20 protein-coding genes and 1 tRNA gene are annotated in these 25,742 nt (G+C 64.1%); 15 read left to right on the top strand and 6 right to left on the bottom strand.

Annotated elements, in window-relative coordinates; all coding sequences use genetic code 11:
• The first annotated feature begins 37 nt into the window (after positions 1-37).
• On the top strand, positions 38-592 hold the full coding sequence (locus ACQR1W_RS11840) for an ActR/PrrA/RegA family redox response regulator transcription factor (protein ID WP_008971120.1): 555 nt from the start codon (positions 38-40) through the stop codon (positions 590-592).
• Between the two features lie 61 nt (positions 593-653).
• Here ACQR1W_RS11840 and ACQR1W_RS11835 read toward each other — a convergent pair whose 3' ends face one another.
• Entirely contained in the window at positions 654-1,136 is a 483-nt protein-coding gene (locus ACQR1W_RS11835; protein WP_434850922.1) for an MmcB family DNA repair protein, read from the bottom strand.
• Between the two features lie 127 nt (positions 1,137-1,263).
• Here ACQR1W_RS11835 and ACQR1W_RS11830 point away from each other — a divergent pair, with 127 nt between their 5' ends.
• Complete coding sequence (locus ACQR1W_RS11830; RefSeq protein WP_434850921.1) at positions 1,264-2,976, top strand: alpha-amylase family protein; 1,713 nt, start codon at positions 1,264-1,266, stop codon at positions 2,974-2,976.
• 153 nt (positions 2,977-3,129) lie between these two features.
• Here the strand turns inward: ACQR1W_RS11830 and ACQR1W_RS11825 are convergent, their stop codons facing one another.
• Complete coding sequence (locus tag ACQR1W_RS11825) at positions 3,130-4,737, bottom strand: alpha-amylase family glycosyl hydrolase (protein ID WP_434851153.1); 1,608 nt, start codon at positions 4,735-4,737, stop codon at positions 3,130-3,132.
• Between the two features lie 155 nt (positions 4,738-4,892).
• Between ACQR1W_RS11825 and ACQR1W_RS11820 the strand changes: the two genes are divergently transcribed.
• The gene (locus ACQR1W_RS11820; RefSeq protein ID WP_434850920.1) at positions 4,893-5,573 is read left to right on the top strand and encodes an MBL fold metallo-hydrolase; all 681 of its coding nucleotides are present in this window, start codon (positions 4,893-4,895) and stop codon (positions 5,571-5,573) included.
• 15 nt (positions 5,574-5,588) lie between these two features.
• Here the strand turns inward: ACQR1W_RS11820 and ACQR1W_RS11815 are convergent, their stop codons facing one another.
• Both ACQR1W_RS11815 and ACQR1W_RS11810 read right to left on the bottom strand, forming a co-directional pair.
• Positions 5,589-6,938 (bottom strand): extracellular catalytic domain type 1 short-chain-length polyhydroxyalkanoate depolymerase, encoded by a 1,350-nt coding sequence (locus ACQR1W_RS11815; RefSeq protein WP_434850919.1) that lies wholly within the window; start codon positions 6,936-6,938, stop codon positions 5,589-5,591.
• A 302-nt stretch (positions 6,939-7,240) separates the two neighbouring features.
• Positions 7,241-8,710 carry a glycosyltransferase gene (locus tag ACQR1W_RS11810; RefSeq protein WP_434850918.1) on the bottom strand — a complete coding sequence of 490 codons (1,470 nt, stop codon included), beginning with the start codon at positions 8,708-8,710 and terminating at the stop codon, positions 7,241-7,243.
• A gap of 315 nt (positions 8,711-9,025) precedes the next feature.
• Here ACQR1W_RS11810 and ACQR1W_RS11805 point away from each other — a divergent pair, with 315 nt between their 5' ends.
• Together ACQR1W_RS11805 and ACQR1W_RS11800 are read left to right on the top strand one after the other, a co-directional pair.
• Entirely contained in the window at positions 9,026-10,264 is a 1,239-nt protein-coding gene (locus ACQR1W_RS11805; protein WP_434850917.1) for an LLM class flavin-dependent oxidoreductase, read from the top strand.
• Between the two features lie 245 nt (positions 10,265-10,509).
• Positions 10,510-11,886 carry a cytochrome P450 gene (locus ACQR1W_RS11800; RefSeq protein WP_434850916.1) on the top strand — a complete coding sequence of 459 codons (1,377 nt, stop codon included), beginning with the start codon at positions 10,510-10,512 and terminating at the stop codon, positions 11,884-11,886.
• 51 nt (positions 11,887-11,937) lie between these two features.
• Here the strand turns inward: ACQR1W_RS11800 and ACQR1W_RS11795 are convergent, their stop codons facing one another.
• A complete protein-coding gene (locus ACQR1W_RS11795; protein ID WP_434850915.1) occupies positions 11,938-12,780 on the bottom strand; it encodes an SDR family NAD(P)-dependent oxidoreductase in 843 nt (280 codons plus the stop codon).
• 188 nt (positions 12,781-12,968) lie between these two features.
• Between ACQR1W_RS11795 and ACQR1W_RS11790 the strand changes: the two genes are divergently transcribed.
• From ACQR1W_RS11790 to ACQR1W_RS11745, 10 genes are all read left to right on the top strand, one after another.
• Positions 12,969-13,931, top strand: coding sequence for a sensor histidine kinase (locus tag ACQR1W_RS11790; protein ID WP_434850914.1), 963 nt, complete (start codon positions 12,969-12,971; stop codon positions 13,929-13,931).
• Positions 13,932-14,081: 150 nt separating this feature from the next.
• Positions 14,082-15,860: a putative bifunctional diguanylate cyclase/phosphodiesterase gene (locus ACQR1W_RS11785; protein ID WP_434850913.1), complete on the top strand. Its 1,779-nt coding sequence runs from the start codon at positions 14,082-14,084 to the stop codon at positions 15,858-15,860.
• A 183-nt stretch (positions 15,861-16,043) separates the two neighbouring features.
• The gene (locus ACQR1W_RS11780; protein ID WP_434850912.1) at positions 16,044-17,237 is read left to right on the top strand and encodes a substrate-binding domain-containing protein; all 1,194 of its coding nucleotides are present in this window, start codon (positions 16,044-16,046) and stop codon (positions 17,235-17,237) included.
• Positions 17,238-17,436: 199 nt separating this feature from the next.
• Positions 17,437-18,204 (top strand): ABC transporter ATP-binding protein, encoded by a 768-nt coding sequence (locus tag ACQR1W_RS11775; RefSeq protein WP_434850911.1) that lies wholly within the window; start codon positions 17,437-17,439, stop codon positions 18,202-18,204.
• Positions 18,201-18,923, top strand: coding sequence for an ABC transporter ATP-binding protein (locus ACQR1W_RS11770; protein ID WP_434850910.1), 723 nt, complete (start codon positions 18,201-18,203; stop codon positions 18,921-18,923). Before ACQR1W_RS11775 ends, ACQR1W_RS11770 begins: the two co-directional genes overlap by 4 nt.
• Positions 18,920-19,930 (top strand): branched-chain amino acid ABC transporter permease, encoded by a 1,011-nt coding sequence (locus tag ACQR1W_RS11765; RefSeq protein WP_434850909.1) that lies wholly within the window; start codon positions 18,920-18,922, stop codon positions 19,928-19,930. Before ACQR1W_RS11770 ends, ACQR1W_RS11765 begins: the two co-directional genes overlap by 4 nt.
• Complete coding sequence (locus ACQR1W_RS11760; RefSeq protein WP_434850908.1) at positions 19,927-21,003, top strand: branched-chain amino acid ABC transporter permease; 1,077 nt, start codon at positions 19,927-19,929, stop codon at positions 21,001-21,003. The genes ACQR1W_RS11765 and ACQR1W_RS11760 overlap by 4 nt, the downstream gene beginning before the upstream one ends.
• A 197-nt stretch (positions 21,004-21,200) precedes the next feature.
• Positions 21,201-24,293, top strand: a complete 3,093-nt coding sequence (locus tag ACQR1W_RS11755; protein WP_434850907.1) for a bifunctional diguanylate cyclase/phosphodiesterase — start codon at positions 21,201-21,203, stop codon at positions 24,291-24,293.
• Between the two features lie 143 nt (positions 24,294-24,436).
• Entirely contained in the window at positions 24,437-24,841 is a 405-nt protein-coding gene (locus ACQR1W_RS11750; RefSeq protein ID WP_008971099.1) for a YccF domain-containing protein, read from the top strand.
• A gap of 181 nt (positions 24,842-25,022) precedes the next feature.
• Positions 25,023-25,099 (top strand) — tRNA-Arg (locus tag ACQR1W_RS11745).
• A gap of 73 nt (positions 25,100-25,172) precedes the next feature.
• Here the strand turns inward: ACQR1W_RS11745 and ACQR1W_RS11740 are convergent.
• A complete protein-coding gene (locus tag ACQR1W_RS11740) occupies positions 25,173-25,721 on the bottom strand; it encodes a GNAT family N-acetyltransferase (RefSeq protein WP_434850906.1) in 549 nt (182 codons plus the stop codon).
• Positions 25,722-25,742: the final 21 nt, after the last annotated feature.

Below are 25,742 nucleotides of genomic sequence, written 5' to 3'. Positions count from 1 at the left end.
TGATAGCTTCCTACAACCGAGCCTCCTGAGGATGACCGTGAGTGCCATCGCCGAACTCGCCAATCAGCCCGATCGTTCGCTGCTGATCGTGGAAGATGACAAGCCGTTCCTGGAGCGGCTCGCGCGGGCGATGGAGACCCGCGGCTTCGTCGTGACGTCATGCGAGAGCGTCGCTGACGGCATCTCGCAGATCGGCAAATCTGCCCCGGCGTTTGCGGTGGTCGATCTCAGGCTCGGCGACGGCAACGGCCTTGACGTTGTCTCGGCTTTGAAACGCACGCGCCCCGATGCACGCGCCATTGTCCTGACCGGCTACGGCAATATCGCGACAGCCGTGACCGCGGTGAAGATGGGCGCGGTGGATTATCTCGCCAAGCCTGCCGATGCGGATGACGTCGTTGCAGCGTTGCTCTCCACGGGCGGTGAGAAATCGGAGCTGCCGCAGAACCCGATGTCGGCCGACCGTGTGCGCTGGGAGCACATCCAGCGCATCTATGAGATGTGCAACCGTAACGTCTCAGAAACCGCGCGGCGGCTCAACATGCATCGCCGCACCCTGCAGCGGATCCTCGCCAAGCGGGCGCCCAAGTAGACGCACCGATTTTCTGCGCAGCCGCCGAAAACAGCGGGACAGAGTTCGCCCGCAGCGCAGACTAGAACTCCTGGTGCCCTTGCGGATCGATCAGACGGCTCATGCGCTGCGCCGCGGCGAGCGCGAAGCGCACCGTCATCAGCTTGCGCGTCGGCGCCGGCAATTTGTGCAGCGGCGCCTCGCACTGCAGATGGGCGCCATAGGCATCGGCGACGATCAGTCCGGTCTCCGCAGGGAAGATCTCGCAGGGCAGATCCTGCGTGAACGCGAACAACAGCCGGTCGCAATGCAGCCGATAGTCCTCCCATTTATGGTCGGCGCGCAGATCCTCGACCGACGACTTGATCTCGACGATCCAGATCTCGCCGCGCTCGTTCAACGCCACCAGATCGGCGCGCCGGCCTGACGGCAACGGCAATTCGCTGACCGTGGCGAAGCCGAGCGAGCGCAACAGCCGCGATGTGCCGCGCGCGACCGCGAGCGCGGTCTCGGACTGACGCCCATCAATGGGAACGAGGCTGATTTTGGCGGCGGCGGATTCCATTCGCTCAGCATACCCGATTCCGCGGTTCACCCAAGCGCCCTCTCATCCTCACGGAACCGGGAACTCGCGTGCCGCCTTCTGCTTAACAAGCGGCCGCAATCAGCGGCCGTGCGGGAGGCAGCCGTTCATGATCGACGATCTCTGGTACAAGAACGGCATCTTCTACTGCCTCGCGGTCGGCACCTATATGGACGCCAATGGCGACGGGATCGGCGACTTCGTCGGCCTGACCCGCCGGCTCGATTATCTCCACGGGCTCGGCGTCACCGCGATCTGGCTGATGCCGTTCCAGCCGTCGCCGCAGCGCGACGGCGGCTACGACATCGCCGACTATTACGGCGTCGATCCGCGCTATGGCACGCTCGGCGATTTCGTCGAATTCGCCCATGGCTGCAAGCAGCGCGGCATCCGTATCATCATCGATCTCGTCGTCAACCACACCTCCGACCAGCATCCATGGTTTTTGGAGGCGCGGCGCTCCAAGGATTCGCCGTATCGCGACTGGTATGTGTGGTCGGACAAGAAGCCGGCCAACGCCAATACCGGCATGGTGTTTCCCGGCGTGCAGAAATCGACCTGGACGCGCGATAAGGAAGCCGGCGCCTGGTACTTCCACCGCTTCTATGACTTCCAGCCCGATCTCAACACCTCCAATCCGCATATGCAGACCGAGATTCTCAAGATCATGGGGTTCTGGATCCAGCTCGGCGTCTCCGGCTTTCGCATGGATGCGGTGCCCTTCGTGATCGCGACCAAGGGCGCAAGCGTGAAGAAGTCGGTCGAGCAATACGACATGCTGCGCGCGTTTCGCGAATTTCTGCAATGGCGGGAGGGCGACGCGATCATCCTGGCCGAAGCGAACGTGCTGCCGCAGACCGATCTGGAGTATTTCGGCGCCGACGGTGACCGCATGCACATGATGTTCAACTTCCACGTCAACCAGCATCTGTTCTATGCGCTGGCCGCCTCCGATACGCGGCCGCTGGCGAAGGCGCTTGTCGCCACCAAGCCGCGCCCTGCGTCCGCGCAATGGGGCCTGTTCCTGCGCAATCATGACGAGCTGGATCTCGGACGGCTGACCGAGGCGCAGCGCGAGGCGGTGTTCAAGGCGTTCGGGCCGGACAAGGACATGCAGCTCTATAACCGCGGCATCCGACGGCGGCTGGCGCCGATGCTGGGCGGCGACCGGCGGCGGCTCGAGCTCGCCTACAGCCTGATGTTCACGCTGCCCGGCACGCCGGTGATCCGCTATGGCGACGAGCTCGGGATGGGCGACAATCTCGCGCTGCCCGAGCGCGAATGCGCGCGCACGCCGATGCAATGGTCGGCCGAGCCGCATGGCGGCTTCACCAAGAGCGACAAGGCGGCCTCGCCGGTGCTCGACCAAGGTCCGTATGGTTATGAGCATGTCAACGCCGCCAAGCAGCGGCGCGATCCGAATTCGATGCTGAACTGGACCGAGCGCATCATCCGCATGCGCAAGGAGGTGCCGGAGGTCGGCTGGGGCGATTTCGAAGTGATCGAGACCCGCGACCCGGCGGTGCTGATCATCCGCTACGACTGGCGCAACAATTCTGTGCTGTTCGTACACAATCTCGATGAGAAGCCGCGCGAGATCGCGTTTGCGACCGGGCTGGCTGACGACAGCGGCAAGCTGCTGATCAACCTGCTCGCCGAAGATCACAGCCGCGCCGACAAGCGCGGCCGCCATACGCTGGTGCTGGAGCCTTACGGCTATCGCTGGTACCGGGTCGGTGGGCTCGACTATCTGCTCCGCCGCAGCGACGTGGATACCGAAAGATCAGCGAAGCGCACGCGAAAGGCAGCGCATCCGAGGTAATGCGGCCCACGCTGCTGCTACGAATTGGGTGTCGTCCCTGCGAACGCCGGGACCCATAGCCACCGGCGATTGTGGCTCGAACGCGGTATTGGCTGCATACGACTTTCTTGCATCACGCGGTATGGGTCCCGGCGTTCGCCGGGACGACAGCCATTATGTGGTTGCAGCCGGCCGCCCGATCACGACGCCCTCATTGCCGCGCAGATCGAGCGTGCCGTGAATGGCCTCGCCGTCGCGGTCGAGATGGGTCGAGAGCAGGATCTGTCCCTCCAGGCCGCTGCCTTCGGTCGCGAGCGACACCGGATCGTCGCCCAGATTGAGCGCGATGGTCAGGATCTCGCCCTCCCCGTCGCGGCGATAGAGCAGGAGATCGCCTTCGGCCGCGACCGGCCGGTAGTGGCCTGTCACCAGCGCGGCGTGGCGCTTCCGCAAGCGGATCAGCGCGCGATAGAGATTGAGGATCGAGCGCTTATCGGCGGTCAGGTTGACCACGTTCTCGTGCATGAAATCATGGGCCACCGGCAGCCAGGGCGCCGCGGTGGAAAAGCCGGCATTTGGCGTCGCATTCCACTGCATCGGCGTGCGGCATCCGTCGCGGCCGACGCCGATGCCGGGCACGTTCTTCTCGAACGGATCGCGCACCTGGTCCGGTGCGATGGCGACCTGCCACATGCCGATCTCGTCGCCGCAATAGAGCGTCGGCGTGCCGCGCAGGGTCAGCAGCAGCATGGCGGCCACCCGCGCCTGCTCAGCCCCGACCCGGCTTGCCACCCGCGGCCGATCGTGGTTGCCGAGCACCCAGTTCGGCCAGGCGCCGGGCGGCAGCGCAGTCTCATATTCGGCGATGATCCTCTCGATGTCGCGCGCGTGCCAGGGCGCAGAGAGCAGCGCGAAGTTGAACGGCAGGTGCGCGCCGGAGAGATCCTTGCCGTAATAGGCCATCAGCCGCTCGATCGGCAGATAGATTTCGCCGATCAGCACGCGATCGCCGAACGCGTCCAGCACCTTCCGCATCTCCGCGATGACCTGGTGCACCTCGGGCTGATCGGTCGAATGACGCGGCAGGATCCGTTCGTGCGGTGGCCGCCCTTCGATGTAGCCGGGGTTGGCAGGATTGTCGCGGAACTCGGCGTCCTTGATCAGGTGCCAGATCACATCGACGCGAAAGCCGTCGACGCCCTTGCGCAGCCAGAACCGCATCACGTCGTAGACCGCGGCGCGCACGGCCGGATTGCGCCAGTTGAGATCCGGCTGCTGGGCGAGAAAGGCGTGATAGTAGTATTGACCGGTTGCCTGGTCATATTGCCAGGCGCTGCCGCCGAATTCGGACAGCCAGTTGTTGGGCGGCCCACCGTCCGGCTTCGGATCGCGCCAGATGTACCAATCGCGCCGGGGATTGTCGCGCGAGCGGCGCGCCTCGACGAACCAGGGATGCTGGTCGGAGGTGTGGTTCGGCACCAGGTCCAGGATCACCTTCAACCCGCTCTCATGAGCGGCTCGAACCAGCGCATCGAAATCCTCCATCGTGCCGAACAGAGGATCGATGCCGGTGTAGTCGGAAATGTCGTAGCCGAAATCGGCCATCGGCGAGGTGAAGATCGGCGACAGCCAGATCGCGTCGACGCCAAGCGTCAAAATATAAGGCAGCCGGTGGACGATGCCGGCGAGGTCGCCAACGCCGTCGCCGTCACTGTCCTGGAACGACCGCGGATAGATCTGATAGAAAATACCCTGGCGCCACCACGCCCCGCTCTCGACCATCGCATCATCCTGCTCGCTGATGTGGCGCTCCAACGCCGGAACAGCCGGCAAGTTCAGAGCGGCCCGCCCGGTGGTTCGGAGGCGGCGGCATCAAGAGGGCGGTATCGGGCGTCTTTTCGCTTGGCGCAGTGCGAAAAATGGGCATGCTTGGGAGCATGAGCCAGAAAACCGAGAACGAAACCGAGAACAAAGCCAAGGCCGGCGCTGTGATCGTGCCGGTCACGCCGTTCGAGCAGAACTGCACCATCCTCTGGTGCGAGGCCACCAAGAAGGCAGTCGTGATCGACCCCGGCGGCGACGTGCCGGTGATCCGCGACGCGATCGCCAAGGCCGGCGTCACGGTCGAGAAGATCTGGCTGACACATGGTCACATCGACCATGTCGGCGGCGCCGCCGAGCTGCGCGAGGCCTTGAACGTGCCGATCGAGGGACCGCATCTCGCCGACAAGTTCCTGCTCGACAACGTGGTGTCGAGCGGGGCGCGCTTCGGCATCACCGGGGTGCGCGACTTCACGCCGGACCGCTGGCTCGACGAGGGTGAACGGGTCGAGATCGGCGAGCTGACCTTCGACATCCTGCATTGCCCCGGCCATTCGCCGGGCAGTGTGGTCTTCTTCAATAAGGAGATGCACTTCGCGCTGGTCGGCGACGTGCTGTTCAACGGCTCGGTCGGCCGCACCGACCTGCCCGGCGGCAGCCATGCCGCGCTGATCAGGTCGATCAAGGAGAAGCTGTTGCCGCTCGGCGACGAGGTCGGCTTCATCTGCGGCCACGGCGCAGGCTCTAGCTTCGGCCAGGAGCGGATGACCAATCCATTCCTCACCGGCGAATTCTAGCCCGCCAGCTGACAGCTATTTCTTCAAGCCGGCTGCGTGCAGCGCGCGCTCGATCACAGCGGTCACATCGATCTGTGCCCGCCGCGGCTTCTGCTGCGGCGGCTTCGGTGCCATCCTGGCAACCGGCTCCGCGGGCTTTGCTGCGACAGGCCGCACCTCTACCGGCTTAATAGTGGCAGGCTTGGCATCGAGAGGCTTGAGATTGGCCGGCTTGGCATCGGCGGGTTTGGTCTCGACCGCCGTCACAGTGTCTAGCTTCGGCTCCGTGGCCTTGGGCCACAGGATCTTGGTCAGGCTCGGAAGCGCCGACGAAATCGGCGAGACCTGGGGAATGAGCTTGGCGCTCGGCGATTCCGGCGCGATCTTCTGCGGCCTGATCCAGTCGGTCACGCCGAAGAATTTCGCGATGTGGTAGGAGGACGAGATCCCGACCTCGAGCAGGAACGGCCCCTGCTTGCCATAGCGCTTGTCGTTGGCGGCAAGCCCGAGCGGTGCGCCATGCGCCATGTCGGTGATGGTGAAGGACTCCACCACTGTCTCGCCGTCGGCATTCCACCACTGCTGATGCGGGTAGCCGTCGACCTTGGCATCCGCCATCGGCGCCAGCGGCAGCCGGTGCAGGTCGAGCCACTGCTTGACGATCTCGTCGGCGTTGTGAGGATGCACGGTGTGGTCGGCCGTGCCGTGCCACACCGACAGTTTAGGCCAGGGCCCGCGATGGCGTGAATTGCCGCGCACCAGCTTGCCCAGCTCGCTCGCCGAACGCGTCTGCGGCATGCGCATCTGAAGGATCGCGTCGCGCACATTGCGGGCGACGCCGAACGGCAGGCCGGCAATCACTGCACCCGCCGCGAACAGCTCGGGGTGGTTCGCCAGCATCGCCATGGTCATGGCGCCGCCGGCCGACAGGCCGGTGATGAAGATGCGCCTGGGGTCGATCGCACAATCGGCGACCATGCGCGCGATCATCTGCCTGATCGAGCCAACCTCGCCGTGATCCCGCACGATATCCTCGGGATCGAACCAGTTGAAGCAGCGTTGCGGATTATTAGCCCGCTGCTGCTCAGGCAGCAGCAGCGCAAAGCCGTAATGCTTGGCAAGCGTCGACCAGCCTGCGCCCAGATCGAACTCGGCCGCGCTCTGCCCGCAGCCATGAAGCACCACGACGAGCGGCAGCAGCGCTTGGCGCTGCGCCGGCACATAGGCAAACATCTTCAGCCGGCCCGGATTGGAGCCGAAGCGATCGATCTCGATCAGCGGACTGGCTGGCGTCGGCCGAGGCTGGCGTTGGAAGTCCCCGAATCCGGTAATGCCGTGCAGCTCTCGCAGCCGTCGCAGATATTCTACATTTTCAGCAAGAGACACCGGCAACTCCTTGCAGCGGCGGAATCAACCCACCATCACCCACATAGTTGCCGCGACGCAAAATAAAAAGCTGGTAGATTCTCGGTCTCCGGCAATTCTGTTGCGAATTTTTCGCTTGCTGCGATCTAAATGTCACGAACGAGGCCATTTGCATACAAACGGGCGCAAATCAGCTCCTGAACACCGCGTCGACGCGGCGCGCGACGTGGACCGCTGACCGATATGTGAACTCAAGTGCTGCGCTCGTGAGCATCACGCCACAATGATTGCTGCGTGAGGCGCGATCATGGATCACGCTTCGCTCATATCGCCTTGAGCTTGCGGTAGGCGAACCAGACCATCTTCAAGAGCAGCCAGCCGTCGCGGAAGCGGGAGATCTGGGTCTCGCCGAAGGTGCGCGCCTTGTAGTGGATCGGGGTCTCGATGATCTTCAGGTTCTGTTTTGCGGCACCGAAGATCAGGTCGAAATCGCCGAACGGATCGAAATCGCCGAAATAGCTGCGCTCGCGCGCCAGCACTTCGTAGTCCTTGCGCAAGAGAACCTTGGTGCCGCACAGCGTATCGGTGAGACGGGTGTTGACCAGGAAGCTGAACAGATAGGCGAAGCAGCGGTTGGCGATGAAGTTGAGCGGCCGCATCGCCTCGTCTTCCATCGGATAGACCAGCCGCGTGCCGTTGACGAACTCCGCCTTCCCGCTCTCGATGATGGCGTGATACTTCGGCAAGGTCTCCGGCGGCATGGTGAGGTCGGCATCCAGGATCATCAGCACATCGCCGCTCGCCGCCGCAAAACCCTTGCGCACCGCGTCGCCCTTGCCCTTGCCGTCCTGCTTGAAGACCTTGATGTCCCACTGATCCTTGTAGGCCTCGCGGACGCGCTCGCACTCCGCAAAGGTATCGTCGCTGGAATTGCCTTCGACGAACAGGATCTCCTGATGCGCGCCGAAGCGTGGCATCCGCCGGATGGCGCTCTCGATGTTGCCGCGCTCGTTGCGGCAGGGGATGACGATGCTGGCGGAGAGCTTGCGCTCCGGGAATTGCCGTACCGGCCGCACCACCAGATAGGTCCGCAGGCACAGGGCACGAATTCCCGGCAAGGGCGCGACATAGCTGTTGATGACCGGCCCGATCCCCAGCCAGCGCTGCGGCAGCAACTGCCGTTGCTCATGACGAATGACCTCGTAATCGGCGAGATCCATCAGATTGAGAAAGTCGGCGGTCGCGATGTAGTTGATCTTGGGCTGCTTGCGCCTGAGATTGACCGCCTCCGCGGCCCTGAGGACCGGCTCCCAGAGATGGGAATAGTAGGAAATGATGATCCGCGTCGACGGCGCACACAGCTTCTGGATCAGCCGCATCGTGCCGTCGATATCCTCGAACATGCCGATGGTGTCGGCGATCACGATGTAGTCGAATGGTCCTTCGATCGCATCGAGCGTCGCCGGATCCTCGACGTCGCCGAGCACAAAACCGAGATGCGGATAGCGCGAATTGGCGGTGGCGATGGTCTGCGCACCGAAATCGATGCCGACGCCATACGATGGCTTGAGCGCCGCGAGCAGATCGCCGCGGCCGCAACCGAGCTCGAGAACCCGCTTGCCCGGCGGGATCAGAAACTGCATGAACTTCAAGTCGTCAGCATGATAGGCCGCGTTGAATTCGCGCCAGCGGTCGAGCTCCTCGACGTTGCTTTCATAGTGATCGAGCAGATCGCGCTTGCGCCTGCTGGACAATTGCAGCGTCGCATTGGCGTCGGACGGCCTCAGATACATGCTTGCCTCAGGCGAACAGGACGATATTCCACTTTGTGGACCGGCCATCGTTACAGGTCGGGCGGGTAGCGGGTCAATCGGCCCACGCCGCCGCTTTCGCGCCACGATGTCACTCGAAAGACATCTCCAGGGTGCAATCGCACCTCACGTTTCAAAATGCTTCCGGCGACGAGTTCGGTTGCGGATCGAAGGCGGCACTCGCGCGATCCGCGCGTCGGCGGCAGCCCGCCTTGCACCAGGAGCAATTGCTCAACGCGGGTGCACCACATAGCCTCTTCGGTCGACAACGACAAATTCCGTTTGGGAGAAAACATCATGGCGCGTCTCAAGTTTGGAGCATTCCTCGCCCCGCATCATCCGATCGGCGAGCACCCGATGCTGCAATTTCGCCGCGATCTTGATCTCGTCGCCCAGCTCGACGCGCTTGGCTATGACGAGTTCTGGTGCGGCGAGCATCACTCGTCGGGCTGGGAGACGATCGCCTCGCCCGAGATGTTCCTGGCGGCGGCCGGCGAGCGCACCAAGCGCATCAGGCTTGGCACCGGCGTCATCTCGCTGCCTTACCATCATCCGTTCAATGTCGCCCAGCGCATGGTGCAGCTCGACCACATGACCGGCGGGCGCGCCATTTTCGGCTCCGGCCCCGGCGCGCTGGCCTCCGACGCGCACACGCTCGGCATCGACCCGATGACGCAGCGCGACCGCCAGGACGAGGCGATCGGCATCATCCGACGCCTGTTCAACGGCGAACGCGTCACCGCCAAGAGCGACTGGTTCACCATGAACGATGCGGCCCTGCAGATCCTGCCGCTGCAGGAGGAGATGCCGTTCGTGGTGGCGTCGCAGATCTCGCCCTCGGGCATGACGCTCGCCGGCAAATACGGCATTGGCATCATCTCGCTCGGCTCGATGTCGACGCAAGGCTTGATGGCGCTGCCGCAGCAATGGCAATTCGCCGAGGATGCCGCGAAGCAGCACGGCACGACCGTGAGCCGCGCCGATTGGCGGGTGCTGTTGTCCTGGCACATCGCCGAGACGCGCGAACAGGCGCGCCGCGAGGCCGGCGCCGGCCTGATGCGCTGGCACAACGAGTATATTGTCGGCACGCTGATGCGACCGGGCCTGAAGCCGTTCTCATCGCCCGACGAAGCCGTCGACAAGACCGCGTTCGTCGAGGGCGCGGCGTCGACGATCGGCACACCCGACGATCTCGTCAAGACGATCAAGACCCTGATGCAGGTCTCCGGCGGCGTCGGCCACATCATCGGCTTCGTCCACGACTGGGCCAACCCGGAAAACACCCGCCGCAGCTGGGACATGGTCGCCCGCTACGTCGTGCCGGAGATCAACGGCTACATCGACGGCCTGCGCCGCTCACAGAAATTCGTGATCGAGAACCGCGAGATTTTCGAGCGCGCGGGACAGGCCGTGATGGCCAAGATCATGGACAACGAAAAGGCCGCGGCCGCGCTGGCGCAGACCGGGCCCGGCCGAGTCGCAATCCCCGCAGTGAATGCACCGGATTTGCAGGAGGCGGCAAAGCGGAAGGTGTGAGCTTTGGAGTCGCGAGACTCCCCCCAATCCCGATCGGCCAGCGCCCGGCATTCCCCGTACCCTCTGCCTGAGAGGGCAGGTCTTCTAGCAAAGCCCGGACGCGTATCGCGCCGCGGGATCGCGAAGGCTTGAGTTGCAGCAGGCTTGTGGTGACAATGAGCTGCAGAGAAGATTGCAGCCGTGGACCCCCACGGTTCAATGGACGCCACGACATCCCGCCCCGTCCCGACCAATGGAGCCCCCGTATGTCGATGCAGAATGTCGCCTCTCCCGCGCTGAAGCTGACCGCGCCCAGGCGGAATTCGCTCACCCATATTCCCGGCGACGAGGGCTGGCCGATCATCGGCAAGACGCTGCAGATCCTGGCCGATCCCAAGGGCCATGTCGAAGCCAACGCCGAAAAATACGGGCTGGTCTATCGCAGCCATGTGCTGGGCGAGACCACCATCGTGCTGCTCGGGCCGGAGGCCAACGAGCTGGTGCTGTTCGACCAGGCCAGGCTGTTCTCGTCGGCGCATGGCTGGGAGCCGGTGCTTGGGCTGCTGTTTCCGCGCGGGCTGATGCTGATGGATTTCGACGAGCATCGCCTGCACCGCAAGGCGCTCTCGGTCGCGTTCAAGGCCGGGCCAATGAAATCCTATCTCGCAGGGCTCGACCGCGGCATCGCCGCGCGCGTTGCGCAGTGGAAGGCAAAGCCCGGCGAGATGCTGTTCTATCCCGCGATCAAGCAGCTGACCCTCGACCTCGCGGCCACCGCCTTTCTCGGCACCGAGCTCGGGCCGGAGGTCGAGACCATCAACCGCGCCTTCATCGACATGGTGGCCGCCGCGGTCACCCCGATCCGCAGGCCGCTGCCGGGCACGCAGATGGCGCGTGGTGTGCGGGGACGCAAGCGTGTCGTGGCCTATTTCTCCGAGCAGGTGCCGCTCCGCCGCGCGAAGGGTGATGGCGAGGACCTGTTCTCGCAGCTCTGCCGCGCCACCGACGATGATGGCGCGCTGCTGTCGACGCAGGCCATCGTCGATCACATGAGCTTCCTGATGATGGCCGCACACGACACGCTGACCTCGTCCTTCACGTCCTTTGTCGCGCAGCTGGCGGCGAATCCGGACTGGCAGCAGAAGTTGCGCGCGGAGGTCTTGAGCCTCGGCCTTGCGCCTGGCGAGCCGATGGATACGAGCCACCTCGAGAAGATGAAGCTGACCGAGATGGCGTTCCAGGAGACCTTGCGCCTGATGCCGCCGGTGCCGTCGCTGCCGCGGCGAGCGGTTCGGGACTTCACCTTCAGGGGCTATGCGATTCCGGCCGGCACCGGCGTCGGCGTCAATCCGATGTTCACGCACCACATGAAGGACGTTTGGCCCGAGCCAGACCGCTTCGATCCCCTGCGCTTCACCGACGAAGCGCAGCGAAGCCGCCACCGCTTCGCCTGGGTGCCGTTCGGCGGCGGCGCGCATATGTGCCTCGGCCTGCACTTCGCCTACATGCAGGCGAAATGCTTCGCGCGGCATTTTCTCGCAAACGTCGAGGTCTCGTTCGGATCGGGCTATCGGCCGAGCTGGCAGGTCTGGCCGATCCCGAAACCGCGCGACGGGCTCAAGGTGACGCTGAAGGCACTATGAGCTTGGCACGTTGGCCCGTCGGCGCATCGCGCGCCGGGCAAGCGCGCGCCCTCACTCCACCGCCTGCCCCAGGAGCTTGCGCATCGTCTCATAGCCTTGCTGCTGCTGGCTCCAGTTGCGGCCGCCAGTGATGGCGCCGTCGATGACGAGATCATGGCCGTTGATGAAGCTCGACTCGTCGCTGGCGAGAAACACCGCGGCGTAGGCGATGTCATCGGGCGAGCCGGCGCGCGGGATCGGCTGCGCAGTCGCATAGGCGTTGCGGATCGTCTCCGGCGTTTTTTCGGCGGCCTCCGTCGACAGGCCCAAGGCCTTGCCGAAGATGCCGGTCGCGATCAGACCCGGCGAGATCGAGTTGACGCGGATGCCGGACTCGCCGAGCTCCATCGCCACGCACTTGGTCAGATGAATGACGGCGGCCTTGGCCGTGCCGTAGACCAGCGAGGTCGAAAAGCCGGCAAGCCGGCCGGCAATGCTGCCATTGTTGATGATGCTGCCGGAGCCCTGCTTCTTCATATGAGGCGCGGCATATTTCATACCAAGCATCACGCCGCGCAACAGCACCGCCATGGCGGCATCGAACCGGCTGGCATCCAGCCCTTCGATGCCGCCGGTCTGCGCCGGACCTCCGGCATTGTTGAACAGGCAGTCCAGCCTGCCGAATCTTTCGACCGCGAGATCGATCAATCCGCGGACCTCGTCGTCAATGGCGACGTCGGTCTGGCGGAAGAGACAATTCGCGCCCAACCTCTTCGCCAGCGCTTCGCCCTCGGCCACGCGGCGTCCGGCCACGACGACCTTGGCGCCCTCGGCCACGAAGACTTCCGCTGTGCGCAAGCCGATGCCGCTGGTCGCTCCGGTGATCACCGCAACCTTGCCGTCGAGTCGTCCCATGTCCTGCTCCCTTGTTATTCGTTGCATCATATTCATGGCATCGTGATCAGCGCACGACCCCGGTTCCGCGTTGGAACCATGTCGCAGTGTAGCGCATGACAAGATGAACGGGAGGCCTATCCACGATACTGTCGTAGTTCTGCCCTTTCCGCCTTAATTTGGATGCGGGGCTCAGGCTGATGGATGCGATGAGGCGATTCGTCGACGAGTTCCGGCTCACTTGGCGGGGCGAGCTGCAGCCGTCGCCGGCCATGAGCGCGAGTTTCGCCACGGTCTGCCTGTTGGTGGCGACGCTGGTGCGCTGGGGATTGTCCCACATCCGCCCCGACATCTTCTTCACGCCCTATTTTCCTGCAGTGGTCGTCGCCGCCGCGTTCGGCGGCCCGCGCTACGGAATTGCAACCACGATCGCAGGCGGCGCACTCGGCATGCTGCTCGAATTTGGTGCCGGCCCATCCGATATCGCGAAGCTCGTGCTGTTGGCCCTCTATGTGGTTGCCTGCGGCCTGGTGATCTGGGGCATCGACCACTATCGCACGATCGCGGCCAAGCAGCGCGAAATCGCCAAGCGCCTGATCGAGGAGGAGCGATATCGGAAGCTTGTCGTCGACGAGCTGCAGCATCGGCTGAAGAACAAGACCTCGACCATTCACGCCGTTCTGCACCAGGTGCTGCATGAGCAGCCGGAGGTGTGGGCGACGATCGATCACCGCATTCGCGCGCTCGCTGTCGCCGATGACCTGATCGCCAAGGTCGACGGTCGCGGCTGCGACCTGAAGGACCTCTTGATCTCCGAACTCGGCCCTTACGGGCACGTGCGCTTCGTGCTCAACGGCGGCGCGTTGTTCCTGCCTGCCAAGCTTGCCGTCAGCCTTGCCCTCATCTTCCATGAGCTTGCCACCAATGCCGCGAAATACGGCGCGTTCGCGTCGCCGTGCGGCTTGCTGCAGGTGACCTGGACGACGCAGAATGAGCGCCTCAGTCTCACCTGGGACGAGACCGAAGGGCCACCGATCGAACACGTCGGCAAGCCCGGCTTCGGGACCAAGCTTTTGAAGGCGGCGCTGTCGGCATTCGACGGATCGACCGAAACCACCTTTCTCAGGACCGGCATTCACTGCACCATGCAGTGTCATGTTCCGCCGAGCTGATCTCGCCGTGTACATTCTGCGGTCGTATTGACGCTCCATTAATGATGACGCACCTGCATCCGTCGCCAATCGGTGTACCCCGCCCGATCGTTTCCGTGTTTCTACGTAGCTCTTAACTAAAATGAAGCGGGAACTGCGCACAATCGGCGCATGTACGGCAGCGATCGTTTCAACTCTTTTTCCGGCGCAGCTGAGAGCACAGTCACGGCCGAGGCCGAGCTGAGCCTGCTGCGCGGCGTTCTGACCATGCTTCCGACCGGCGTCACCGTTCAGGATGAGCATGGCCGCTTCGTGCTGGTGAACGACGCAGCAGCCGCGCAGCTTGGCCTGACTGCGGAAGACTCAGCCGCGGCGGCGGCGCGCCAGATCGAGCAGCGCGAGGCGACCTGCCGCGAAATCTTAAGATCGGGCAAGGCCGTGGTAACCGAAGAACCGGTTGCGACCGAGCGCGGCCGGCAGACGCTGTTGACGGCGCACCGTCCAGTGCGGATCGGCGAGCGCGACCTGCTGCTCTCGAGCTCCGCCGACATCAGCGAGCAGAAGGATTTTGAAGACCAGCTGTTCCGCTCGGCCTATTACGACGAGCTGACAGGATTGCCGATGCGGCGCGTGATCGAGCATCGCGCCACCAATCTGGTCAGATTGGGCGGTGCCGCAGGCCGGTTCGCGCTGGCGTTTCTCGACCTCGACAATTTCAAATACATCAACGACTATTACGGCCACGCCACGGGCGATGCGCTGCTCATCGAGCTTGCCAAACGGATCGGTCGCGACCTGCGCGAGAGCGACTTGTTGTCGCGGATCAGCGGCGATGAATTTCTCCTGTTGCTGCATCCGATCGAGCGTGCCGAGGAGGTCGCCGAGTTCCTGCAGGCCACGCTGCATCGGCTCAGCGCGCCGTTCTTCATCGACAGCGCCGAGGTTTTCGCCTCGGCCTCGATCGGCGTCAGCCTTTATCCCGAGCACGGCGCGAGCTACGAGGTGCTGCGCCAGAACGCCGACCTCGCGATGTACCGGGTGAAGAACGCCGGCAAGGGCGCGCTGGCGTTCTTCAACAGCGGCATGGAGCACGAGGCGCTCGCGCGCATGAAGGTCGAGCAATCCTTGCGGCTCGCCATCCTCGAAAAGCGGTTCTGCTGCGCCTTCCAGGCCAAGGTCGACATCCGCACCGAGGAGATCAAGGGCATCGAGGCGCTGGTGCGGCTGCGCGACAATGAGGGCGTGATCCAGGCGCCCGGCGACTTCGTCAACCTGGCTGTCGAACTCGGGCTGATCGACGAGTTGACGCATCTGGTGCTGGCCGAGATCGTCAAATCCATCGACCTGATCAACGAGGCATTCGGTCCACAAGCAACCATCAGCATCAATGTCGCGGCCAAGCAGGCCGCCAATGTCGATTTCATGCGGCCCTTCGTCCGCGCCATCGAGGCGACCGGCTTCCCCCGGCGCTTCATGATCGAGGTCACCGAAGACGCCTTCGTCGCCCGTAGCCATTTCCAGGATCAGATCCTGCCGATGCTGCGCGAGATCGGGGTCAGCATCTCGATCGACGATTTCGGCATCGGCTATTCGTCGCTATCAGCGCTTGCCGACATCACCGCCGACGAGATCAAGATCGATCGCTCCTTCATTACGGACATTCACAAGCGACCGCGCAGCCAGGGCATCCTCCGCGCGATCGAATCCTTGAGCGAAGCGCTCGGCATGACCGTGATCGCGGAAGGCATCGAATCGTTCGAGGAACTGGCTTATTTGCAGGCTGCCACCCGCATCCGCTACGCCCAGGGCTATTATTTCTCGCGGCCGATCTTCCTCGAGGAGCTGAAGCCGGCGATCCCGCTTGCGAGCGAGGCGCGCGTCAGCCTGGCCAGCCGCCCGGTGCAGGAAAACCGGCCGGTTCATATTCGCGGCAACCGCTATCGGCGTTAGCCGCCCCATGCTCACCTTCCTATCATCTTGCGACGAACTCTCATGCTGATGTCAGCGCCGGAACACGAGCCGAAGGGATGAGAGCCGGCCGCGCTTGTGGCGCGGAAAGCGCCTTGACCTCGGCCAAGCCGCCACACTATCAGTTTCTCCCATAAACGCCCGAAAAGCGTGGGAGGATAGCTCGTGCGAAAGTCTGATTTTCTTAAGGTCATTGTTTCGGGATTGACAGTCGCGCTGCTCGCAGCATCGGCTCATGCCGACGACCTCAAGGTCGCGCTGATCTACGGTAAGACTGGACCGCTGGAGGCCTATGCCAAGCAGACCGAGACCGGCTTGCGCATGGGGTTCGAGTACGCCACCAAGGGCAGCATGACGGTCGACGGTCGCAAGATTGTCATCATCACCAAGGACGACCAGGGCAAACCGGACCTCTCCAAGGCGGCGCTCGCCGAAGCCTATCAGGACGACGGCGCTGACATTGCCATCGGCACCACGTCGTCGGCTGCGGCGCTCGCCGACCTGCCGGTCGCAGAGGAAAACAAAAAGATCCTGATCGTCGAGCCGGCGGTGGCCGACCAGATCACCGGCGAGAAGTGGAACCGCTATATTTTCCGTACCGGGCGCAACTCCTCGCAGGATGCGATCTCGAACGCGGTCGCGATCGGCAAGCCGGGCGTGACGGTGGCGACCTTGGCGCAGGATTACGCCTTCGGCCGCGACGGCGTCGCCGCGTTCAAGGAAGCGCTGGCGAAAACCGGCGCGACCCTCGGGGCTGAAGAATATGTGCCGACCACGACCACCGACTTCACCGCCGTCGGCCAGCGCCTGTTCGACGCGCTGAAGGACAAGCCGGGCAAGAAGATCATCTGGGTGATCTGGGCCGGAGCCGGCGATCCGCTGACCAAGCTGCAGGATATGGACCCGAAGCGCTACGGCATCGAGCTATCCACCGGCGGCAACATCCTGCCCGCGCTGGCCGCCTATAAGCGGCTGCCCGGCATGGAGGGAGCCACCTACTATTACTATGACATTCCGAAGAACCCGGTGAATGACTGGCTGGTGTCCGAGCACCAGAAGCGCTTCAACGCGCCGCCTGACTTCTTCACGGCCGGCGGCTTCTCCGCGGCGATGGCGGTGGTCACCGCGGTGACCAAGGCGAAATCGACCGACACCGAGAAGCTGATCGCGGCGATGGAAGGCATGGAGTTCGATACGCCGAAGGGCAAGATGATCTTCCGGAAAGAGGATCACCAGGCGCTGCAGAGCATGTATCACTTCCGCGTCAAGGTCGATCCGAACCTCGCCTGGGCCGTCAACGAGCCAGTGCGCGAGATCAAGATCGAGGACATGCAGATCCCGATCCGCAACAAGCGGTGACGGTGATACGAATACTGCCTCTTCCCCCTCTCCCCGTTCTTACGGGGAGAGGGTTGGGGTGAGGGGCAGCCGCACAATCAGTGCAACTTGATAGGCCTGTACCCCCTCACCCGGATTGCATCTTACGATGCAATCCGACCTCTCCCCGCAAGCGGGGAGAGGTTAAACCGAGCAAGTTGCATCGGCGCGCGAACATCCCATGAGTCTCACGCTCGAAACCAGAGATCTCACCATCCGCTTTGGCGGCCATGTCGCGGTCAATGGCGTCAGTTGCAGCTTCCGCCCGGGCGAACTGACTGCGATCGTCGGTCCGAATGGCGCCGGTAAGACCACCTATTTCAACCTGATCTCAGGCCAGCTTCGCGCGACGTCGGGCAGCATCCTGTTCGACGGCACCGACATCACCGGCCACTCGGCGCCGTTGCGCACCCGCGCCGGGCTAGGCCGCGCTTTCCAGCTCACCAATCTGTTTCCGAATTTGAGCGTGGAAGAGAATGTCCGCCTCGCCGTGCAGGCCGAGCGCGGCGTGCATTACGACCTGCTCCGGCCCTGGATGGCGCGCCGAGATCTGATCGCCCGTGCTGATGCGATCCTCGAGCAAGTTGCACTCGGCAATCGACGCCAGGTCGCGGCGACCGCGCTCTCCCATGGCGACCAGCGCAAGCTCGAGGTAGCGCTGATGATGGCCCTGGAGCCTAAGGTCTTCATGTTCGACGAGCCAACCGCCGGCATGAGCATCGACGAGGTTCCCGTCGTGCTCGACCTGATCGCAAAGCTCAAGCAGGACACCAGCAAAATCATCCTCCTGGTCGAGCACAAGATGGACGTGGTGCGCTCGCTCGCCGACCGCATCATAGTGCTGCACAACGGCCGCCTCGTCGCGGATGGGAAACCGGCCGAGGTGATCGCCTCGCCGATCGTGCAGGAAGCCTATCTCGGCATTGCGCCCGGGCGGAGCGCGGCATGAGCGCGCTCCTGACCCTCTCCGGCGTCCACACCTATATCGGCCGCTATCATATCCTGCAGGGCGTCGAGTTCGACATTCCTGAAGGGCAGACCACGATGCTGCTCGGACGCAACGGCGCCGGCAAGACCACGACCTTGCGCACCATCATGGGCCTGTGGCAGGCGCGGAGCGGCACCATCACGCTGGCCGGCGCACGCATCGAGCAGCTTGCCACCCCCGACATCGCGCGCGCCGGCGTCGGCTACGTGCCGGAGAGCATGGCCGTGTTCTCCGATCTGACGGTGAAGGAGAACCTGATTCTTGCCGCACGCAACGGTCCGCTCGACGACGCCCAGCTGGCCTGGATCTTCGGCTTCTTCCCAGCGCTGAAGAAATTCTGGCTGTCGCGCGCGGGCTCGCTCTCCGGCGGGCAGAAGCAGATGCTCTCGATCGCCCGCGCCATCGTCGAGCCGCGCAAATTGTTGCTGATCGACGAGCCGACCAAGGGTCTGGCGCCTGCCATCGTCATGGCACTGATCGAATGCCTGAAGGAGATCAAGCGCCGCGGCGCCACCATTCTCCTGGTCGAGCAAAATTTCCATGCCGCGCGCGAGCTCGGCGACCAGGTGCTGGTGATGGACAACGGCACCATCGTGCATCGCGGCGAAATGGCGACGCTTGCCGCCGACGTGCCGCTGCAGGAACATCTCCTCGGCCTCAGCCTGGAGGCGCATCAATGACCGAGATCGCTGCAACCGACACTTTGCCGAAGCCGAAGCGGGACATCGCGCCCGTGCTGCTGCCGATCGCGCTCGCGCTGGTGATGATCCCCCTCATTGGCTCGGTCAGCTCCTGGGTGACCTTGACGGTCGCGAGTCTCGCGATGGGCATGATGATCTTCATCATGGCCTCCGGCCTCACGCTCGTGTTCGGCCTGATGGACGTGCTCAATTTCGGCCACGGCGCGTTCATCGCGGTCGGCGCCTACATCGCGACGCTGGTGCTGCTGCCGCTCGCAAGCTTTGCCCAGGCCGACTCGCTGCTGACCAACCTTGTCGTGCTGGTGCCGGCCGCACTGCTGGCAATGGCGGTGACCGCCGCGCTCGGACTTGTGGTCGAGCGCGTGCTGGTGCTGCCGGTCTATGGCCAGCATCTGAAGCAGATCCTGATGACGACAGGCGGACTGATCGTCGCCGAGCAGACGCTGTACGCGCTGTTCGGGCCGCAGATCATTCCGACGCCGCTGCCGGCGAGCCTGCGCGGCTCCTTCATCATCGGCGACATCGCCATCGCCAAATATCGCCTGCTGGCGATGCTGGTCGGGCTCGTGATCTTCGTCGCAATCGAGCTGGTGCTCAACCGCACCAAGATCGGGCTTTTGATCCGCGCCGGCGTCGAGAACCGCGAGATGGTGGAATCGCTGGGCTATCGCATCCGCCGCCTGTTCCTCGGCGTCTTCATGACCGGCTCGGCGCTCGCCGGTCTCGGCGGCGTGATGTGGGGACTTTATCGCGAGCAGGTGCATGCCTCGATCGGCGACGAGCTCACGGTGCTGGTGTTCATCGTCGTGATCATCGGCGGGCTCGGCTCGATTACCGGCTGCTTCATCGGCGCGATCCTGGTCGCCATGGTCGCCAATTACGGCGGCTTCCTGGTGCCGAAGCTTGCACTCGTCTCCAACATCCTGCTGATGGTCGCCGTCCTGATGTGGCGGCCGCGCGGCCTCTATGCGGTGACCAGCCGATGATGATCCTTTCCGGCGATCCGCCACGCAGCCGCGTGCTGTCCGCCCTGCTCGTCATCATCATGCTGGCCCTGCTGGCGACGCCCTTCATTTTTCCGGGCGCCAAGGCGATGAATGTGGCGGCGAAGATCTGCATCTTCGCGGCCCTGGTCGCCTCCTACGACCTCCTGCTCGGCTATACCGGCTCGGTGTCGTTCGCGCATACGATGTTCTACGGCATCGGCTCCTATGCGATCGCGATCGCGCTCTATGCGCTGGGGCCGAACTGGGCGGCGGTTGCCGCCGGCGTCGCCGCCGGCCTGCCGCTCGCACTTCTGCTCGCGCTCGCGATCGGCCTGTTCTCGCTGCGGGTCGAAGCGATCTTCTTCGCCATGATCACGCTCGCCGTCGCCTCCGCCTTCCTGGTGCTGGCCTCGCAGCTGTCATGGCTCACCGGCGGCGAGGACGGCCGCAGCTTCCAGCTGCCCGAGCTGTTGCGCCCGGGCACGGTGTTCATCCCGAAGGACTGGTTCGGGATCGTCATCAACGGCCGGATCCTTACCTATTACATCGTCTTCGCGGCCAGCGCGCTGATGATCCTGGCCCTCTTGCGCGTGGTCAATTCGCCGTTCGGCCGCGTGCTGCAGGCGATCCGCGAGAACCGCTTTCGCGCCGAGGCGCTGGGCTACCGCACCGTTTTCCATCTCACCTATGCCAACTGCATTGCGGCTGTCATCGCCGCACTCGCCGGCATGCTGAACGCGCTGTGGCTGCGCTATGCCGGGCCCGACACCTCGCTCAGCTTCTCGATCATGCTCGACATTCTCCTGATGGTCGTGATCGGCGGCATGGGCACGATCTATGGCGCCATCATCGGCGCCGCGATCTTTCTCCTCGCAGAGAACTATCTGCAGGCGTTGATGGGCGCGGCGTCGGCCGCCGCGGCAGAGGCCGGGGTGCCGCTGTTGCCGGGCCTGCTGCATCCCGACCGCTGGCTGCTGTGGCTCGGCCTGTTGTTCATCGCCAGCGTCTATTTCTTCCCGACCGGCGTGGTCGGCCGCCTGCGCAACAAGCCGCGCCCGGCAAGCGGCCATTAGCCGATCGGCGGCGACGCACCTCGCACTCCTGGCTTTGCCGCGGCGAACACGGTCTCCGGCCGATGGAACCGCGAGATCCGCGTCCCTTTTTCTGCACAGCGCTTAACAGCTGGGTAACCGCCTTTCCTAACCTTCGCGCCATCTGTCCCGCGTATTTATTGGGCAAGCGGAAGAGAAAAGCGCGGACATCAATCTGCATGCCTCCCGGCCTCGACCTGTCCGGGCCCATCGCGGCCCCCTCGGATTCCAGCGACCTGCCGCGTCAGCGAGACCCGGTGCTCTGGCTGATCATCTGCGGCTGCCTGCTGATCGGCGCCATCATGATCGGCACCATCATGATGGCCAACGGCTTCCGCGCCCGCGCGTTGGACAATGGCGCGCGCGAGCTCGAAAACACCGTGCTGCTGCTGACGCGGCATTTCGACCAGCAGTTCAAGGATGCCGAGACCGTGGTGCGCGACGTCATCCGCCGCATGCACCCGTCCGACATCGCCACGCCCGAGGCATTCCGCGCCCGGATGTCGGGCAGCGCGATCCGCGAGCTGCTGCAGTCCGAAGGGAACGGGCTGTCCTACATGGGCGATCTGACCGTGGTCGATGCCGATGGCAACATCATCAACTGGTCAGGCCCGGCACCGTTGCCGTCGGTCAACCTGTCGGAGCGCAACTATTTCAAGACGCTCAAGACCAATCCGCCGCCCGACCAGGTCGTGATCGAGGCGCTGCGGAGCTATGTGACGGGGCGCTGGAGCGTGCTGGTGGCGCATCGGCTCAACGGCGCGAATGGCGTTTTCCTCGGCCTCGTATCCCGCCGCATCGATCCTGAGACCTACGAGAGCTACCTGCAGTCGATGGCGCTTGGCCGTGGCGCGGCGATCACCCTGCTTCACGACGACGGCACGCTACTGGTCCGCCACCCCCACATCGACGGCGTGGTGGGACGCAAGATCCCCGACTCGCAATTGCTCGCGCCCGTGCTCGAGCACGGCCGGCATACGACACAGATGATCAGCCCGATCGACAATATCGAACGGCTCGGCGCCGGTGCGCGAATCGCCGGGCTGCCGCTGGTCATGATCGCAACCAGACCCGTCGTCGACGTGCTGGCGGATTGGCGCTCGCAGGCCGTGCTGCTGGCCGCCGCTGCGGCATTGACCGCCTGCGTGATTGCGGCGATGTTCGCGCTGATCATCCGTCAGATCGGCCGCCACAACAGCGAGGCCAAGCGCCGGCTGGAGCGGGAGAAGCAGCGCGTCGATACAGCGCTCAACAACATGACCCAGGGTCTCGTGCTGTGGGACGCCGAGGCACGGCTCGTGATGCATAACCAGCGTCTCCTCGATCTGCTGAACATGTCTGAGACCGATCTGCCACTCGGCATCGAGTTCCGCGCGCTGGTTGAGCTCGCCACGCAACGCGGCCTGTTGAAGCTCGACGTCGATCAATTCTGCCCCCAGGTCATGCAAAACATCGGCGGCGGCAGCACGGCCCAGACCGTGCTGGAAACAACCGACGGCCACTTCTATCACGTGATCGACAAGCCCTTGGCGCGCGGCGGATGGGTCACCACCATCGAGGACATCAGCGAACATCGCAGGCTGGAGCAGGAGCGCGACCGCAATCACGCCTTCCTGCGCGAGATCATCGACCACATCCCGTCGCAGATCACGGTGAAGGACGTTCGCGATCGCCGCTATGTGCTGATCAACCGCGTCGCCGAGCAGCACTTCCTGCGCACGCGCGACGGCATCATCGGCAAGACGGTGTTCGACCTGTTCCCCGAAACCGCGGCGGAACAGGTGACGATCGACGACGATCGCGCGCTCGCGCGCTCGGATGGCCTGTTCATCGATGAACATCCCACGCAAAGCCTGGCATTGGGCCTGCGCTACGTCACCTCGCGCCGCATCGCGATCCGCGACGCGGCGAACGCACCGCGCTACCTGATCCATGTGGTCGAGGACGTCACCGAGCGCCGCCAGGCCGACGAGACCATCGCACATCTGGCGCATTTCGACGCGCTGACCGACCTGCCGAACCGCGTCCTGTTCCAGGAGCGGATCGAGCAGGAGCTTGAGCAGGCCCGGCGGGGCGAGCCGTTTGCGCTGCTCTATATCGATATCGACGAATTCAAAGGCATCAACGACTCGCTCGGCCATCACGTCGGCGACGAGCTCTTGAAGACGGTTGCCGAACGGATCACGAGCTGTGTCGCTTCCGGCGACCTAGTGGCACGGCTCGGCGGCGACGAATTCGCGGTGCTGCTGACCACGATCGAGGACCGCGACGATGTCCTGGCCGTGGTCAGGCGGATCTACGAGGCCGTCCGACGGCCGGCGCACTGCCTTGGCCATCAACTGTCGACCGATGCCAGCATCGGCATTGCGCTCGCACCACGTGACGGCACCGACCGCGATCAACTGACCAAGAACGCGGATCTCGCGATGTACGCGGCCAAGGCCGGCGGACGGCGCACCTTCCGCTTCTTCGAGCCGGCCATGGACGAAAGCGCACGTGCGAAATTGCAGCTGGAGCAGGACCTGCGCCGGGCGCTCGCCGAAAACCAGTTCGAACTGCACTATCAGCCATTGGTAGACCTCAGCGACAACAGGATGACCGGTTGCGAGGCGCTGCTGCGCTGGCGTCATCCGCAGCGCGGCATGGTTTCCCCGCTCGACTTCATCCCGCTCGCCGAGGATACCGGGCTGATCGACGAAATCGGCGACTGGGTGCTGCGCACCGCGTGTGCGGAGGCCGCCAGCTGGCCCTCCGATATCCGCATCGCCGTCAACGTCTCGCCGGTGCAGCTGAAATCGCAGAGCCTCGCGCTGCGCGTCACCGGCGCGCTCGCGGCCTCAGGACTCGCGGCCCATCGGCTCGAGATCGAGATCACTGAGGCCGTGCTGATCCGCGACGACGAAACCGCGCTTGAAATCCTGCATCAGTTGCGCACGATCGGCGTGCGCATTGCGCTCGACGATTTCGGCACCGGCTATTCATCGCTGAGCTATCTCAAGCGGTTCCCGTTCGACAAGATCAAGATCGACCGCTGCTTCGTCAACGATCTCGGTGTCGGCGGCTCCTCGGCCATCGTGCAGGCGGTGGTCGGCATCGCCGCGGCCAGCAACATGACGACGACCGCGGAGGGCGTGGAGACCGGCCAGCAGCAGGCGCTGTTGCGCCAGCTCGGCTGCACCGAGATGCAGGGTTTTCTGTTCAGCGCGCCCAGGCCGTCGGCCGAGCTCCGCAAGCTGTTCGAACCGCAGGACGACATCAGGGCGGTGGGCTGAGACCCCGCCGGCCCCGGCTTCCGGGACCTGCGCGAATCCCGCAACGATCGCCGCGGCCGGTTGCCGCCTAGGCTCAGGCCCTGCGCCGGGCTATAATGCGGGCCGTCCGTCCAGGTCAGTGCGCCCCATCAGTCAGGTGATCCATGCAGCCCATGTCCCTTCTCCTGAACCTCCTGTGGATCCTGTGCGGTGGCGCCTATATGGCGTTCGGCTGGCTGATCGCGGCCGTGGTGATGGCGATCACCATCATCGGCCTGCCCTGGGCCCGTGCCGCCTTCAACATTGCCATCTATACCCTGCTGCCATTCGGCTCCCGCGCCGTGCGGCGCAGCGAATTGACCGGTGAGGAAGACGTCGGCACCGGTCCTCTGGGACTGATCGGCAACATCATCTGGTTCGTGCTGGCGGGCTGGTGGCTGGCGCTGGGCCATCTGATCACCGCGGTGGTGCTGGCGATCACCATCATCGGCATCCCGTTCGCGTGGGCCCATCTGAAGCTTGCCGGCATCGCGCTGTGGCCGATCGGCAAGACCATCGTGCCGGCGTAACGGACAAGCGGTCTGCCGCTGCCGCCGGAGCTAGCCCGCGCCCGCTGGAGGCAGGCCCGGAGCGACGGAACACCCCGCGCGGACCGATATCCAACGCGCCTTTTGGGGCAAACCCGGCTGGTCAGGCCGCCCGCCAAGCCCGTTGCCGATCCCGCGCCAATCAGCTAAAGGGACGGCTGCTGCACCCGTAGCTCAGCTGGATAGAGCGTTGCCCTCCGAAGGCAAAGGTCACACGTTCGAATCGTGTCGGGTGCGCCATATTTCCGTCCCGATACATGCCGTGCCTTCGCTCATCGCCGGGCCCTGAGCTCCGGACCGGGTTTCCCGCATTTCACTGTCTCGTTTCGGCAGGGTCCGACATTCGCAATGATTTGCGGAGCGTAATCAGGGTGAGGTCATCTCGCAGCGGCACGCCGACACTCGGGTCATCGTAAGGGAAAGGTTCGATGTCTCCGGTTCGTTCATAGCCTCGTCGTTCATACCAGGCGATCAGGCTGTCACGGACGTCGATGACGGAAATCTTGACGGAACGTGCGCCACGTTCAGCCAGGAACGCTTCGGCGGCCCTCATGATCGATTTGCCAAGGCTGCCGGTCTGAAAGGCCGGACCGACCGCCAGCATCGACAGGTACCATTGGTGGTCTTCCATTGGGCGAACCGCGACGCATCCTTGGATCCGTTTAGAGGCCTGATCTCGCGCGAGCAGGACCGTCGCCTGTCCATTTTCGATCATCTCAGCGACAACGGCTCGGTTGACGCGAGGCCCCTCTATCAGATCGGCTTCCGTCGTCCATCCACCGGACGAGGCGCCGCGATAGGCCTGATTGACGAGATCAACGATGCTGTCGGCATCGTCGTGAGCCGCAATTGTCAGTCGCATCTCATTTCCTTGACCAAGATT

Origin of the sequence: Bradyrhizobium sp. HKCCYLS1011 (assembly GCF_051167795.1) — a bacterium.
GTDB lineage: Bacteria > Pseudomonadota > Alphaproteobacteria > Rhizobiales > Xanthobacteraceae > Bradyrhizobium.
Note: the sequence above shows the minus strand (reverse complement) of the source record. Positions and strands in the feature narration are given on the sequence as shown.

What these genes read in the sequence shown, in the direction of transcription:
- ACQR1W_RS11820 (WP_434850920.1), top strand. Translation starts at nt 4,893, where the DNA reads ATGAGCCAGAAAACCGAGAACGAAACCGAGAACAAAGCCAAGGCCGGC.
- ACQR1W_RS11775 (WP_434850911.1), top strand. Translation starts at nt 17,437, where the DNA reads ATGAGTCTCACGCTCGAAACCAGAGATCTCACCATCCGCTTTGGCGGC.
- ACQR1W_RS11785 (WP_434850913.1), top strand. Translation starts at nt 14,082, where the DNA reads ATGTACGGCAGCGATCGTTTCAACTCTTTTTCCGGCGCAGCTGAGAGC.
- ACQR1W_RS11810 (WP_434850918.1), bottom strand. Translation starts at nt 8,710, where the DNA reads ATGTATCTGAGGCCGTCCGACGCCAATGCGACGCTGCAATTGTCCAGC.
- ACQR1W_RS11825 (WP_434851153.1), bottom strand. Translation starts at nt 4,737, where the DNA reads ATGGTCGAGAGCGGGGCGTGGTGGCGCCAGGGTATTTTCTATCAGATC.
- ACQR1W_RS11835 (WP_434850922.1), bottom strand. Translation starts at nt 1,136, where the DNA reads ATGGAATCCGCCGCCGCCAAAATCAGCCTCGTTCCCATTGATGGGCGT.
- ACQR1W_RS11800 (WP_434850916.1), top strand. Translation starts at nt 10,510, where the DNA reads ATGTCGATGCAGAATGTCGCCTCTCCCGCGCTGAAGCTGACCGCGCCC.
- ACQR1W_RS11755 (WP_434850907.1), top strand. Translation starts at nt 21,201, where the DNA reads ATGCCTCCCGGCCTCGACCTGTCCGGGCCCATCGCGGCCCCCTCGGAT.
- ACQR1W_RS11740 (WP_434850906.1), bottom strand. Translation starts at nt 25,721, where the DNA reads ATGCGACTGACAATTGCGGCTCACGACGATGCCGACAGCATCGTTGAT.
- ACQR1W_RS11830 (WP_434850921.1), top strand. Translation starts at nt 1,264, where the DNA reads ATGATCGACGATCTCTGGTACAAGAACGGCATCTTCTACTGCCTCGCG.
- ACQR1W_RS11770 (WP_434850910.1), top strand. Translation starts at nt 18,201, where the DNA reads ATGAGCGCGCTCCTGACCCTCTCCGGCGTCCACACCTATATCGGCCGC.
- ACQR1W_RS11805 (WP_434850917.1), top strand. Translation starts at nt 9,026, where the DNA reads ATGGCGCGTCTCAAGTTTGGAGCATTCCTCGCCCCGCATCATCCGATC.
- ACQR1W_RS11765 (WP_434850909.1), top strand. Translation starts at nt 18,920, where the DNA reads ATGACCGAGATCGCTGCAACCGACACTTTGCCGAAGCCGAAGCGGGAC.
- ACQR1W_RS11795 (WP_434850915.1), bottom strand. Translation starts at nt 12,780, where the DNA reads ATGGGACGACTCGACGGCAAGGTTGCGGTGATCACCGGAGCGACCAGC.
- ACQR1W_RS11790 (WP_434850914.1), top strand. Translation starts at nt 12,969, where the DNA reads ATGAGGCGATTCGTCGACGAGTTCCGGCTCACTTGGCGGGGCGAGCTG.
- ACQR1W_RS11760 (WP_434850908.1), top strand. Translation starts at nt 19,927, where the DNA reads ATGATGATCCTTTCCGGCGATCCGCCACGCAGCCGCGTGCTGTCCGCC.
- ACQR1W_RS11750 (WP_008971099.1), top strand. Translation starts at nt 24,437, where the DNA reads ATGCAGCCCATGTCCCTTCTCCTGAACCTCCTGTGGATCCTGTGCGGT.